General features: G+C 56.6%; 15 protein-coding genes and 1 tRNA gene. 10 read left to right on the top strand and 6 right to left on the bottom strand.

The features are described 5' to 3' along the window. Nucleotides 1-17 precede the first annotated feature (17 nt). The 6 genes from QE435_RS22400 to QE435_RS22375 all read left to right on the top strand — a co-directional run bounded on the left by QE435_RS22400 (nt 18) and on the right by QE435_RS22375 (nt 2,538). A complete protein-coding gene (locus QE435_RS22400) occupies nt 18-413 on the top strand; it encodes a hypothetical protein (RefSeq protein ID WP_349042688.1) in 396 nt (131 codons plus the stop codon). 1 nt (nt 414) lies between these two features. Further along, complete coding sequence (locus QE435_RS22395) at nt 415-651, top strand: hypothetical protein (RefSeq protein WP_349042687.1); 237 nt, start codon at nt 415-417, stop codon at nt 649-651. Nucleotides 652-759: 108 nt separating this feature from the next. Further along, complete coding sequence (locus QE435_RS22390) at nt 760-1,443, top strand: hypothetical protein (RefSeq protein ID WP_349042686.1); 684 nt, start codon at nt 760-762, stop codon at nt 1,441-1,443. After that, nucleotides 1,430-1,963 carry a helix-turn-helix domain-containing protein gene (locus QE435_RS22385; RefSeq protein WP_349042685.1) on the top strand — a complete coding sequence of 178 codons (534 nt, stop codon included), beginning with the start codon at nt 1,430-1,432 and terminating at the stop codon, nt 1,961-1,963. The genes QE435_RS22390 and QE435_RS22385 overlap by 14 nt, the downstream gene beginning before the upstream one ends. Continuing rightward, a complete protein-coding gene (locus QE435_RS22380; protein WP_349042684.1) occupies nt 1,956-2,225 on the top strand; it encodes a hypothetical protein in 270 nt (89 codons plus the stop codon). The genes QE435_RS22385 and QE435_RS22380 overlap by 8 nt, the downstream gene beginning before the upstream one ends. A 61-nt stretch (nt 2,226-2,286) precedes the next feature. Next, a complete protein-coding gene (locus tag QE435_RS22375; protein ID WP_349042683.1) occupies nt 2,287-2,538 on the top strand; it encodes a winged helix-turn-helix domain-containing protein in 252 nt (83 codons plus the stop codon). A gap of 27 nt (nt 2,539-2,565) precedes the next feature. Here QE435_RS22375 and QE435_RS22370 read toward each other — a convergent pair whose 3' ends face one another. Continuing rightward, complete coding sequence (locus tag QE435_RS22370; protein WP_349042682.1) at nt 2,566-3,111, bottom strand: hypothetical protein; 546 nt, start codon at nt 3,109-3,111, stop codon at nt 2,566-2,568. A gap of 293 nt (nt 3,112-3,404) precedes the next feature. Here QE435_RS22370 and QE435_RS22365 point away from each other — a divergent pair, with 293 nt between their 5' ends. Further along, a complete protein-coding gene (locus tag QE435_RS22365) occupies nt 3,405-3,806 on the top strand; it encodes a hypothetical protein (protein WP_349042681.1) in 402 nt (133 codons plus the stop codon). Between the two features lie 89 nt (nt 3,807-3,895). Here QE435_RS22365 and QE435_RS22360 read toward each other — a convergent pair. Continuing rightward, a tRNA-Thr gene (locus QE435_RS22360) sits at nt 3,896-3,971 on the bottom strand. 422 nt (nt 3,972-4,393) lie between these two features. On the opposite strand from QE435_RS22360, the gene QE435_RS22355 reads away from it, so the two are divergent. Continuing rightward, complete coding sequence (locus tag QE435_RS22355) at nt 4,394-4,996, top strand: J domain-containing protein (RefSeq protein WP_306933314.1); 603 nt, start codon at nt 4,394-4,396, stop codon at nt 4,994-4,996. A gap of 106 nt (nt 4,997-5,102) precedes the next feature. Here QE435_RS22355 and QE435_RS22350 read toward each other — a convergent pair whose 3' ends face one another. Then, nucleotides 5,103-5,654, bottom strand: coding sequence for a DUF922 domain-containing protein (locus QE435_RS22350; protein ID WP_349042937.1), 552 nt, complete (start codon nt 5,652-5,654; stop codon nt 5,103-5,105). Nucleotides 5,655-5,979: 325 nt separating this feature from the next. After that, nucleotides 5,980-6,456, bottom strand: a complete 477-nt coding sequence (locus QE435_RS22345) for a PRC-barrel domain-containing protein (protein WP_306933311.1) — start codon at nt 6,454-6,456, stop codon at nt 5,980-5,982. Between the two features lie 156 nt (nt 6,457-6,612). Between QE435_RS22345 and QE435_RS22340 the strand changes: the two genes are divergently transcribed. Further along, complete coding sequence (locus QE435_RS22340) at nt 6,613-7,440, top strand: hypothetical protein (protein ID WP_349042680.1); 828 nt, start codon at nt 6,613-6,615, stop codon at nt 7,438-7,440. A gap of 1 nt (nt 7,441) precedes the next feature. Further along, a complete protein-coding gene (locus QE435_RS22335) occupies nt 7,442-8,107 on the top strand; it encodes a hypothetical protein (protein WP_309771226.1) in 666 nt (221 codons plus the stop codon). A 15-nt stretch (nt 8,108-8,122) separates the two neighbouring features. Here QE435_RS22335 and QE435_RS22330 read toward each other — a convergent pair whose 3' ends face one another. After that, the gene (locus QE435_RS22330; RefSeq protein ID WP_349042679.1) at nt 8,123-9,070 is read right to left on the bottom strand and encodes an alpha/beta hydrolase family protein; all 948 of its coding nucleotides are present in this window, start codon (nt 9,068-9,070) and stop codon (nt 8,123-8,125) included. Between the two features lie 79 nt (nt 9,071-9,149). After that, entirely contained in the window at nt 9,150-12,146 is a 2,997-nt protein-coding gene (gene uvrB, locus QE435_RS22325; RefSeq protein WP_349042678.1) for an excinuclease ABC subunit UvrB, read from the bottom strand. Nucleotides 12,147-12,171: the final 25 nt, after the last annotated feature.

Raw genomic sequence — 12,171 nt, 5'->3', positions numbered from 1 at the left:
AACAAAGGAGACGTGACATGCCCCAGACAGATTTGATCAACGCCATCAACTCCAAGAAAGCAGAGTACATTGCCGCGATCACCGCAGCGGAAACGGCGATGGAAAACCTTCGCGTGGCCCTCGACGCCGTGAACGGCGCCGGTGCAGCGCTGGAGAAGCTGGAGACACTCGCAACTCAATATGCGTTTGGGCGGGCTCCCAGCGGTCCGGCGTTTAACATGCAAAGCCTCACGCTACGCATCTCGGAGCGGATGGGGCGATCACTTGACCGCATGCCCAACCGATTCCAGCAGGGCTATTATGGTCGGCTGAGCTGGGTGACGGAAAATCCCCGCGCCGAGAACTGGACGGCGGAAGAGACCGCTTATGTCAACAACGCTTTCTCACACCTCTTGACGAAGCTCGCGGCCTGACATGACCGATATCAAGCATCCCGACGATATAGTGCTCGACCCGTTGCGCCACCCCTCAGTCGCCGGGATGCGATACAATGGCTACTGCTGGGTTGACGAACTAAGCGAAGATCGCCCGTTCGTTCCGATCATCAGGCAGGAGCAGCCTGGACAGGACATGTTCGGCGGCAGCGGTAAGCGCACACCACCGCGCGCTAAGAAAGTCCTGAAGACCCGCCGTCGCGGCCCACTGGCTTGAATAAACAATAGCTTACGTGATCTGTTCACCAGATTTCGGCTGTGCTTTGCGGTGCGATTTTCGAAATGTCACAGTTTGACGCAATCGAATGTCACACCGGAGCGAAGAATGTCTTCACAGAAAAAGCGACTGTCGTCACAGGATCTCAAAGCTCAGAAGCAACAGGCCGAGAGCAAGCTCGATGAGCTTCGTCAGCAGCAAGTCGAAGCCCTCGAAGAAGGTCGAGAGTTCGAGCATAACAGCGAAATCCTACTGGTCTCGGAACGGATCGACGCCCTCACTAAAGCGGTGGAGCGCGCCGACAAGCGCGAGCAGCAGGCCCGCGAGCAAGAGATCATTGATCTTGAGCGCAAACGACTCATTCAGATCAGAGATAAGGCTCTGTCGCTCCAGGAAAAGAGAGTCGAAGCATTGGCTGATGCTGAAGTCGCCATGGCATCGGTTGTCGAGTCACTGAAGCGGTTCCTTGGAGCGAGCGACGATATCGCTGCTACTATGGTCAAGGCAACGCCAATCCTCGAACGGCACAACGTGCAGTTTTCTGAGATCCAGGATTTCAGTCAGCCCAATGTCCATGCCCGGGCAGGAAGCTATTTGAGTTCTGCCCTGGCCGACCTCCTGCCGCTATACAACTCTCTTGGTCAGCTTGTTTGGCAATCCAGTCCGCCTCGTCATTCGTCCTGGAGTGATGGAGAAACGCGCGCTGTGTCCGGCGCTCTTTCTGGTGTGTTCGTGAAGAGCATCGACCGCGTCGTTGAACGGCTCGCGGAGACGCCTGATGAAGAAGGCTGAGCAGTATCTCTCCTTTCCAGATTTCTGCGAACGGTTCCGCATCACCCGGCGCACGCTCTACCGATGGATGGCCGATGAAACGTTTCCGAAGCCAGTTGTCGTAAACAAGCGCCGCTACTTCAAGCTTGCCGACATCGAGAAGTGGGAGCTGCAGCGATCTGGCGTAGACACAGATCTGCCTGCTGACATCGATGGTCTGCCAGTCGTCTCGAAGGTCATCACCGACTACAATCAGTTTGCTGATGCGCTCCGCAAGCGTCGTGAGGCTATGAAGATCACCTGCGCCGAACTCGACATGCTTGCTGGCATGCAGGAAGGATACTCGAACAAGCTCGAAAATCACCACCGGCCAGGATTTGGCCGCGGTGTCGGCAAGGACACATTCCCGCTCTGGATAGGAGGCCTGCGCGTCGGCATCATCCTTGTCGATCTGCCCAGGCGCGCCAACAAATTCAAAGCCAAAGCCCCTCCACCAGAAGACCCTGGTTCAACCCCCGCCCAGGAGAACGCGCATGCCTGACTTAACGCCCCTCGACATCGCCGGTATCGAACGTGACGCCGCATGGTTCTGGATCGACGCATTTCTGCTCTCTCAGGAGCACGGTATTGTATTCGATGCAGCTTACGTCGAAGATCGACTATTGCACCTGCGGCAGCACGACCCAGACGAGACAGCGAATATCATTGATCCACAGCAATGGGATCTCCATAACTCAGTTCGATACCCTTACATCGAGGCTGCGGCGAAAGAGATCGTCACCAAGATGACTCAGAAGTCCTGAATTTACCAAATTCCGTTTCCATCACTCAGCCCCGAGCTGGGCTGAGTGATGGAGAACGGTAATGTCGAAATCGGATAAGCTTTTCGTCACCGATGCCGAGTGTGCAGCTCGCATCGGTATTTCAACTGAAGACTTCAAGGCGATGCTGCCCACGCTGGAAAAGTCTGGTTTTCCCGTGAAAGACCCGTTGTTTAACGAGATGCACTATTGGCCTGCAGCCAAAGCATATCTCGATAAAAGGGCCGGTCTCGCATCGTCGTTCACTCGGCGCCGACCGCCTGAACCTGTTGTGAAGGATGGTAAACTCTGGTGAGCCGGGTGCGGCACCCCTAAATAGCCACTACTTTTGCTTGTCGTCAGCATAGCTGAGGCGTCTGCTGTTGCGGTCCGCGAGCCATTCCCCTGGCGTGCGAACCCGCTTCTGATCCATCCGGATATACGGGTAGCAGAGCGTGGAAAACTTGACGGACCAAGTGTCAATTCGACCGCTAATTTCGGCCACCTCCTCGATGAGCTTATCGCGCGCTGACCATGCCACTGACTGCGAATCGATTCGTCGGACCTTCATAATGACTTTCGACATATCCTCGATCAGCGTCTGCAAATGTGCGAGGACTTCATCACCGAACAAGAACCGCGCTTCTGATGTAGCGATCTGAAGTTTCATGCGGGCCTGAAGCGAAACGTCTACGGGGCCGCTATTCGAAAACTGATCCACTGCCTCTATGACGGCATCATAGATCTTCAGACGCCGTTCAAACAGATCCAGAAGAACTTTCTGATGAGCTGTGCGCCATTGCAGGAAAGCGATGATTCCTACACCTAGGGCTATGGCGGGTGTCAACAGTGCCTGCAGAACTTGGATCCATGCGGGGACTTCATTCATGGGGTCTTCCCGGCAGCTCGCAGTATCGCATCGCGAACCCAATCGCTAACTGATGCGGACCCAGCCTGTTTTGCAGCGTCGGCCAGCGTTTCAGCCTCTTCTTCTGTCAACATTACTACGAGTCTTTTGTCGCGCTTCAAGCGCGTAGGCACAGGCGGTCTTCCCATGAACGATGTCTCCTTATGTTGTGAAAATACAGCGAGCAGCTTTCGCACGCAATAACTACTGCAATAATTATTGACAAAGAATTAAATATGGTAATAACTATGCACATCAAAACAGAGGAGATTACCATGTCGAACATCACCGTTCCGGCAACCGCCGAAGGTATGTCTGAAATCCACATTGAGAACAGGATCACCGAACTGGCGTCGGAGATCTCGAAGCTGATGGAGCGCACCACCCAGCCAGCCACGCTTATCATCTTCCAAGCATCGACAGGCCTAAAGCCGCGCTATGAGGCGAGCGTCGGTGTCGGAGAGTCCCGGCTCTCAAGCGCTCTCACGGACGGAGTCGATAATCTGGACGCCGCTCGCTCGATCCTGGATCTGTTGAACTTCGCTTTGGATGCCATGAGCGGCGATGCGAACCTTAGAACCGAGGTCAATGCGCTACAGTTCGGAATGAACGGCCTGGGAAAACATCTGTCGGAAGCGAAGGCGGAGATCGAGAAGGCGCGGTCACTGGTAACGTGATTTTGCTGACACAGTGTGGACACGAAATTCGCGCTTGTGTCCACACGACTTCCGTAAACCCATAAACCATTGAATTATTTGTGGAAAACTGGTGCCCCCGGCAGGGTTCGAACCCGCGACCCCCTGATTACAAATCAGGTGCTCTACCAACTGAGCTACAAGGGCAAGCCAGTGCCGCCGAATTAGCAGATTCTCCTTTCATGTAAAGGGAAAACTTATCTGTGGCGTCAAAAGGCGAAACGCTGGCCTGGGATTCGTCTGAGCGAACGGCCTTTACTGACCGATCGATGTGGAAAGCGAGGAGCGCATGTTGGCGCCTGGAATGATGGGCAATCTTTTTTCGATGCCGCTTTCCACAATTTTGTCTCTCCTTCGCCTATCATGGTCACGCGCCGGACAAATTTGCGGGTGATGGGCTTCGGCGCGGCGTTTCAGTTCCTGTGCCTCTTCGGTGGTTCGGCGTTTTACGTTCAAAACCGCAGGCGAGGGGTGCCGTGGCGGGTGAAAATTGCGTATGATCCCGTTAGCCTTTGTGCGTGGTATCACCTGCAAAGGCGGATTTCGGTAATGCGAGTACAGGTGTTTCGGTGATCGATCCTTATGTTTTGCTGGGTGTTGAGCGCGAGGCTGATGAGGCTGCGATCAAGGCTGCCTATCGAAAGGCGGCGAAGAATGCCCACCCGGACAGCGGCGGCGATGCCGATCAGTTCGCCAAGCTGCAACTGGCCTATGACCTGTTGAAGGACCCGGTGCGCCGCAAGGTGTTCGACGATACCGGCTATGATCCGCAATTGGCTGACCCCAAGGATCTTAAGGGTCTGTTGATGCTAGAAACGCTGGTGAATGAGTTCATTCTCGATGAGCGTGAGCCGGGCAGTTTCGATCCCGTTGCCGCCATGCGGCGCAAGCTGACCGACGATATTCTCAAAAGCCGCTTCCATATCCTCGAGCTCGAACGCCATCGCACCCGTGTGCGCAAGCACATGGACCGGCTCGGCATGAAGCCGGAAACGGATGTGCTGGGCTCCATGCTGCGCGCACGCAGCCAGTCGCTCGCCGAAGCGATCCGCAATGCCGAGCATCAGATCGAGGTCATCGAGCAAGCCTATACGATGCTGGAAGGCTATTCCTATGAGCTGGAACGGGCGATCATGGCCGAGCCGGTGCTGAAGGGCGAGGCGGCGGAGTAAATCCGTCTGTCTCAGCGCCGCGGTGCAATCCCTGTTCGCGTGGATGACTCCGTCGCTCCGCTTCACGTTCATGTCCGGAACGTGATCGGCCTACACCGGACGTTTTTCAGGGGCCGTTGACCAGGGCGAGGATGAGCTGATGCACCGCGCCGCCATTGGTGAGTTCGACCTTGTCGAAATCCCGCCCGCGCTGGCGCTGCTCGTCGGAAAGCTCCTTCAGCCGCTGCTGTAAGACGGCGCGCACCTTCTGGCACTTCGGATCGTCTTCGGCGCGCAGACCGACGCTATAGGCTTCGATCTTCTTCACCATGTCGAGAATATGCTCGCCATGCACGCGTTCGTGCTTTTCCACGCCGGCAATGAAGCGCTGCCAGCTGGCGGCGACATCCGATGGCAGTTTCGCGGGCGCCTTCGGCCATGTGTAGATGATCGTCAGGTTGGGACGCGCGGTCGCCAGGACGCAGGAGCCATCAGGCTGCGGGCGGTAATCGCGCCGCCACGTCAGCTTGAAGGTGGTGTGGGCAACGGCCTGGACACCGGCCTGTGGCCCACGCTCGCCGATGGATCGGTAGAGCTCGATGCCGGAACTGCCCGATATGGCGTAGGTCTTTATCTGTTCGGAGGGCTGCCAATTGCCGGTTTGCGCCGTTGCGGCCATGGGTATCAGCGATGCCACGAGAAAGCCCGCAAGGGCGGCGAGGGGGCGCGAATGGGGCAAGCGGAAAGTCCTGTTGATCATTGAAGGGACGATAAGCGATGGGAGGGTGAGCGGGCAAGCGGCTTGCGAATGTGCTCGATGCTCATGTGCTTTGCCTGCGCACACCGCATGTTCCTCACGGAACGAGCGCCGGGACAATCGGCATACGGCGATGCATGGGACGTTTAGCGGCTCAATGGTCCAAGCCTCAATCGTGCATGAAAAAGGCCCCGGCGCTGAGAGCGCAGGGGCCGCTGATCGATCGCCCGAGGGCGCGTGCGATCGATCAATCGTCGAGCTTGTCGTAGTCCAGCTTCGGCGCGTTCTGCAGCGCTTCCTTGGTGGTGTCGACGTGCGCCTTCCACGTGCCGTTGTCATTGTTGATGGCAACGGAGGTCGGGTCGAGAACGACATAGCTTTCGTTGATGCCAAGGAAGCCGCCGACGCTGGCAACGATACCGATGACAGCCTTGCCATCGCCGATCACGACGTCTTCGATTTCGCCGATTTCTTCGTTCTGGGCATTGTAGATGTTCATGCCTTCGAGCTGATCAGCGGTCAGGTCGGTCTTCTGCACGTTTACAAACTTCAGCGGGCCAGCTGGCTTGGTGCCCATGGTGAAGCCTGGACCGGAGAGCATCGCGTCAGAGCCAGCAGCGGCAGGCGCAGGTGCAGCCGGAGCGGCAGGTGCAGCCGTCTGTGCGAAAGCGACGGAGGAGGTCAGTGCTGCAACGGCAGCGAGTGCGAAAACCTTGTTTTTCATGAATGTTTCTTCCCTTTTTTATGCTGAACCTTTCGTTCGGGGGAAGAACGGGTGGGTGCGGGTTTTGTTCCATATATTCAAAATTCAAACGATCCTAATTGATTTGTTTAGTTGTATGTCTAAGCTCGTTAAAACTGTGGGGTAGAGGACGTTGTTTTGAGAAGTTCGCTTAATAATAAAAAAATTCTTTCGGAAGTCGTGAGCTTGGAGGCTTGGCAACAAGCCACCGAACGAGCATCGCACATGAGCCTTCATGCGGACGTTGTCTTTAGGGAGGGGCGCATTGGTGGAGAAGATAACTCGAAATTGCGCTTCAAGTTGAGGGTGAAGCGCGCCGAACTAATCCTAATAATTCCGGAAACTGAACCAGTTTCAGTCGTTCGAAGTTCTGTTTCAAGAGATACTATTCTGGTGGCAGGAACGAAAGTTGCTACGCACAAAAAGAGCGCACTGAGCGCATTAAAGGCCAAGATGGGGATAGGGACACCAAACGGCGGCTATCCGCTTTCTGGCAACGCTGGATTCTCAGTCGATGGATCTAAAAGTTTAGAAGAGGTCATCGAACAGAAGCAGGCTTTTTCTGCCATCGATGTTGAGCAGTCGCTAACTCAGGAGGGACACTACAAATGGGAGCTGACTACGATTGTCGGACCTGCTCTCAGTGGTAGGCCTTGGGACTGTAATTTGCAGCCCCGTCTGATCCTGATTGATGAAAGAAAAGATCGAAGCAAAGGAATCCCACCGGTTGTGAACATACGTATTCGCTGCCTGAGGGAGGATCTACTAATCTCTGATATCGCGATTAAAGACGAGAGTAAGTGGAGGAAAATAATAGAAGGAAATGGCTTCAAAAATCGCTACATCGCTGCCGAAGCCTATATTAGGCAAATGTTGGCCAGAGAAGGTTTCGATCAAGCCGACATCTCAGACCCGTTTTGCGCGATAGACTTAGCTTACGTTTCCGTTGATCAGTCTGGATTATGAGATGCATTGGGCGGACAAGATTTTAGAAATATTTGACGCTGATACGACGGATCTCCGGAAACTTGCAATTATTGCTGGCGTAGATCCTCGTTACTTTTACGTCGGAACTGATCTTGAGGGCGCTGATATTCGGGGCCAAGACCTAAGGGGTATGCTTCTGACAAACCTAGATCTGTCTAAAGTAATTTATGACAGAGCAACACAGATCGATGTTGATACAGACACCGATTTTTTGGATGAAATAAAAAAATTAGAGATAAAAAAAGATGTTGTTGTGCTAACGAAACTAGGGGCGCAGGAGGAGAGGCTGGTTTGCTTCTTAAAATTATATATCGAAAATCCTGGATACGAAAAATTTATCGATGGATTTGTCAGCGAAAGGAGCGAGTTCTCCGCAAAATCGATATCTAATTTCAGGCAAGTATATAGAAGAGACTTGTTTGGGGAAACGATAAGTAAGCCTCAATTTTATCGATTCATAGACGTAATGATCAACATGTCTTTTCCTAAAAACCGAGCGAAATTGATCTTCAATTTAGCTAAGCACCTTGGTTATGATAAGAATGTTGTCCAGCTACTCAATAAAAGGCTTGTGCCCAACGCAACGATGTCTCCCTATTTAGGGAAAATTGAAGAAATGTTAGCTGAATGGAAAAGTAAGCGCTAAAAACAACGGTGCCTTTCACCACTCCCCATCCACAAACTTCAACGCATCGACTATCGACACCTTCCACAGCGACCAAACATGATCCCCATCGGTAATGCGCAATTCCGACTTGCGGTCATCGGCCTGTAGCGTTTCGTGCAGGGCGACTGCGCCGCGCCAGAGGTAGAAGCCGTCGTCGTCTCCGACGGTCAGGTAGGTGGCGGGGAGGTCCTGGGATTCGGCGATGTGTTGGGCGACGAGGGTGAATACATTTTTCTCATTGAACAGCCTTGCGTCGAAGGGCGTGCCGAAGGCGCCGGAGAAGTGGTCACCGGTGGAGGGGAGGACGATGCCGCTGGTGATGGTGGCGCGATCGACCCGGTGGAAGAAAGCGCTGTCCTGGATGAGTTTCAACTCGGCGGGTGTCTTGTCGAGATCGGAGGCGGGGACGTTCTGCCAGATGGCACCCGATAGGCTGGCAACGGCGGCGTAAAGATCTTCATGCGCATAGGCCAGATGCAGCGCGCCGAAGCCGCCCATGGAGAGGCCCGCAATGGCGCGGCCTTGCCTATCCTTGCGCACCGGCAGCGTCTTTTCCACATGCACACGCAGATCGCCGGTGATGGCGGTCTCGTAATCGCCGGGGCCGTCAACGGCGGCGGAATCCACATACCAGCTGTTCTTCACGCCCGGCATGACCACGACCAGCGGGCGGATCGAGCCTGCGGCGATCATATCGTCCAACGTCTTTTCGATATTACCGAGGTCGCGCCAGCTGTTCTGGTCGCCATCATGGCCGTGCAGCAGATAGAGAACCGGCCAGCCATTTTCCGGCGGCTGACCATCCGGGCGATAGATGTTCACCGGAAGATCGGCGTTCAGCGCATTGCTGTGGAAGGTGGCGTCAGTGAGCGTGCCGGCAAGGGCGGGTGCGGTGAGGCAAGCGAGAGCCAGGGCCGAAAGAGCAAGGGGGTGTCGCCGCATATCGCTTCTCCTTCCGTTTCATTGCGCGCAACGGGAATGCCGTCGCACGCTCGAAAGTTCCCGCGTTTCGTAAGGGCAACTATCGGCCCGGTCTGCCCGTCTTGCCTTTGGTTCGGCTCTTACGCTTCTGTTCGCCGGGGTCTTCATAGGAGCCGACGCCGACCTTGCCGCGTTTCAACGGGCGAGGATCGTCCTTGTCGCCGCTGGCGCGTTCCGGTTGGCCTTCCAGAAGTGGCGAGAAGCGCTTGCCGGATTCGGTTGCTGGCTTTTCCGGCACCGCGCCGCGAACGGGTTTTTCCGTGCGGCCGACGGTCATTTCGTCCAGCGTGTTCTTGCGGAACAGCGGTTTCACCATGTCCGTGCCGGGGCCCATGTCGTCCAGTGAGGGTTTGGCGAAGAGGGATTTGCCGTTGGTGTCGGCGGATGGGGTGCCCCCCTCTGTCCTGCCGGACATCTCCCCCTCACGGGGGGAGATCGACTCGCGGTTGGCGCTCGATCCAGTTTTTCTGGACCTGCTTCCGCTCTCTTGTGATCGTGCTTCGTCTTTCGCGATGGGATCGTCCATGGCGGCGAGTTCGGCGGCTTTGAGGCGCTTGATTTCGTCGCGCAGGCGAGCAGCCTTTTCGAAGTCGAGATCGGCAGCGGCATCGCGCATCTGTTTTTCCAGCGCGTTGAGATGGGCCTGCAGATTGTTGCCGACGAGGTGGCCGCCATCGGCAAAGCCCTTGCCGGAAACGCCGGAAATATCGGCCCTTACGTGGTCGCGTTCATAAACTGAATCAAGAATATCGGAGATCTTGGCCTTCACCGATTCCGGCGTGATGCCGTTTGCTTCATTATAGGCCATCTGCTTTTCGCGGCGGCGGCTGGTTTCTTCCATCGCCCGCTTCATCGAGCCGGTGATGTTATCCGCATAGAGGATGACCTTGCCATCGACGTTACGCGCCGCACGGCCAATCGTCTGGACGAGTGAGGTTTCGGAGCGCAGGAAGCCTTCCTTGTCCGCATCCAGAATGGCGACGAAAGCGCATTCAGGAATGTCGAGGCCTTCGCGCAGCAGGTTGATGCCCACCAGCACGTCGAAGGCGCCAAGGCGCAGGTCGCGGATGATTTCGATACGTTCCAGCGTGTCGATATCCGAGTGCATGTAGCGGACGCGCACGCCTTGCTCGTGCAGATATTCGGTCAGGTCTTCGGCCATGCGCTTGGTCAGCACGGTGCAGAGGGTGCGGTAGCCCTTGGCGGCAGTCTCGCGGATCTCGCCGAGAACGTCGTCCACCTGCGTGCGTGCGGAGCGTACTTCCACCGGCGGATCGATAAGACCGGTCGGGCGGATGACCTGCTCGGCAAAGACGCCGCCGGATTGTTCCAGCTCCCAGCCGCCGGGCGTGGCGGAGACGGAGACGGTCTGCGGACGCATGGCGTCCCATTCCTCGAAGCGCAGCGGGCGATTGTCCATGCAGGAGGGCAGGCGGAAACCGTATTCGGCCAGCGTCGCCTTGCGGCGGAAGTCGCCGCGATACATGCCGCCGATCTGCGGAATGGTGACGTGGGACTCGTCGATGAAGATCAGGGCATTGTCCGGGATATATTCAAACAGGGTCGGTGGCGGCTCTCCGGGGCTGCGGCCGGTGAGGTAGCGCGAATAGTTTTCGATGCCGTTGCACGAGCCGGTGGCTTCCAGCATTTCGATATCGTAGCGGGTGCGTTGTTCCAGGCGCTGCGCTTCCAGCAGGCGGCCCGCCTTTTCCAGCTCGGCCAGACGATGCTTCAGCTCTTCCTTGATGGACTTGATCGCGCCGTTCAGCGTCGGGCGCGGGGTCACATAGTGCGAGTTGGCGTAGATCTTGACCGATTGCAGATCGCCCGTCTTCTGGCCGGTCAGCGGATCGAATTCTGTGATGCTCTCGATCTCGTCTCCCCACATGGAAATGCGCCAGGCGGCATCTTCCAAGTGGGCGGGGAAAAGCTCAATCGTATCGCCGCGCACGCGGAAGGAGCCGCGCTGGAAATCCATGTCGCGCCGCTTGTATTGCTGGGCCACGAGGTCGGCCAGCAGCTGGCGCTGGTCCAGCTTGTCGCCCACCTGCATCTGGAAGGTCATGGCGGTGTAGGTTTCCACCGAGCCGATACCGTAAATGCAGGAGACGGAGGCGACGATGATACAGTCGTCTCGTTCCAGAATGGCGCGGGTGGCGGCGTGACGCATCCGGTCGATCTGTTCGTTGATCGAGGATTCCTTCTCGATATAGGTGTCCGAGCGCGGCACATAGGCTTCCGGCTGGTAGTAGTCGTAATAGGAGACGAAGTACTCGACCGCGTTGTTTGGGAAGAAGTTCTTGAATTCGGAATAGAGCTGGGCAGCCAGCGTCTTGTTCGGCGCCAGGATAACAGCGGGGCGCTGCGTCGCCTCGATGACCTTGGCCATGGTGAAGGTCTTGCCGGAGCCGGTGACACCCAGCAGCACCTGGGAGCGGTCGCCGGAATTGATGCCTTCCACCAGATCGGCAATCGCCGTCGGCTGGTCACCGGAGGGCTTGTACTCCGTCACCATTTCGATGGCGATGCCGCCTTCGGATTTCGGGGGGCGGACAGGGCGGTGCGGCGTCCACAGCTTCCCGTCCTTGAACAGAGGGTTGCCGCTTTCGATCAGCTTGGAGAGCGCATCCACCGTGGCCGTCACGGCACCGGGCGCCAGAGATTTGGCGTCCTCCAGCGAGACATCCATGCCAGCGACCGGGTTGAGACCGGCGGCGGCGCGGGTCTTCGGATCGGATGAGCCGCCGATGGACACGCCGCGCGAGGTCTTGGACGCCGTCGGCGTCTTGCTGGCCTTGGCGGCAGCCTTCTCGGCTTCCTTGCGCGCTTCGATCTCGATCTTCTTGCGGTGCTTACCCGCCTTTGAGGCGACTTCGCGCTGGGTTTCCACGGAGGTCGCTTCGGCTTCCGCTTCCAGCTGCTTCACCCAATCGGCAACAGAGCCTGAGAGGGGAGCGCCTTCAAAGGATGCCTGGGGCATCTCTTCGAAACCATTGGAGCTGGAGTGTTCGGAGGATTTTTTGGGTGATCTGGCCATGGGCAGAATATGGAGAGGATCATGT

Origin of the sequence: Agrobacterium sp. SORGH_AS 787 (genome assembly GCF_030819035.1) — a bacterium.
GTDB lineage: Bacteria > Pseudomonadota > Alphaproteobacteria > Rhizobiales > Rhizobiaceae > Agrobacterium > Agrobacterium larrymoorei_B.
The sequence above is the reverse complement of the archived record's forward strand: the minus strand, read 5'-3'. Positions and strand labels throughout refer to the sequence as shown.

Excerpts from the sequence above, each read along its gene's own strand:
- QE435_RS22395 (WP_349042687.1), top strand. The coding sequence starts at position 415 with ATGACCGATATCAAGCATCCCGACGATATAGTGCTCGACCCGTTGCGC.
- QE435_RS22385 (WP_349042685.1), top strand. The coding sequence starts at position 1,430 with ATGAAGAAGGCTGAGCAGTATCTCTCCTTTCCAGATTTCTGCGAACGG.
- uvrB (WP_349042678.1), bottom strand. The coding sequence starts at position 12,146 with ATGGCCAGATCACCCAAAAAATCCTCCGAACACTCCAGCTCCAATGGT.
- QE435_RS22375 (WP_349042683.1), top strand. The coding sequence starts at position 2,287 with ATGTCGAAATCGGATAAGCTTTTCGTCACCGATGCCGAGTGTGCAGCT.
- QE435_RS22330 (WP_349042679.1), bottom strand. The coding sequence starts at position 9,070 with ATGCGGCGACACCCCCTTGCTCTTTCGGCCCTGGCTCTCGCTTGCCTC.
- QE435_RS22370 (WP_349042682.1), bottom strand. The coding sequence starts at position 3,111 with ATGAATGAAGTCCCCGCATGGATCCAAGTTCTGCAGGCACTGTTGACA.
- QE435_RS22390 (WP_349042686.1), top strand. The coding sequence starts at position 760 with ATGTCTTCACAGAAAAAGCGACTGTCGTCACAGGATCTCAAAGCTCAG.
- QE435_RS22400 (WP_349042688.1), top strand. The coding sequence starts at position 18 with ATGCCCCAGACAGATTTGATCAACGCCATCAACTCCAAGAAAGCAGAG.
- QE435_RS22345 (WP_306933311.1), bottom strand. The coding sequence starts at position 6,456 with ATGAAAAACAAGGTTTTCGCACTCGCTGCCGTTGCAGCACTGACCTCC.
- QE435_RS22380 (WP_349042684.1), top strand. The coding sequence starts at position 1,956 with ATGCCTGACTTAACGCCCCTCGACATCGCCGGTATCGAACGTGACGCC.
- QE435_RS22350 (WP_349042937.1), bottom strand. The coding sequence starts at position 5,654 with ATGGCCGCAACGGCGCAAACCGGCAATTGGCAGCCCTCCGAACAGATA.
- QE435_RS22365 (WP_349042681.1), top strand. The coding sequence starts at position 3,405 with ATGTCGAACATCACCGTTCCGGCAACCGCCGAAGGTATGTCTGAAATC.
- QE435_RS22335 (WP_309771226.1), top strand. The coding sequence starts at position 7,442 with ATGCATTGGGCGGACAAGATTTTAGAAATATTTGACGCTGATACGACG.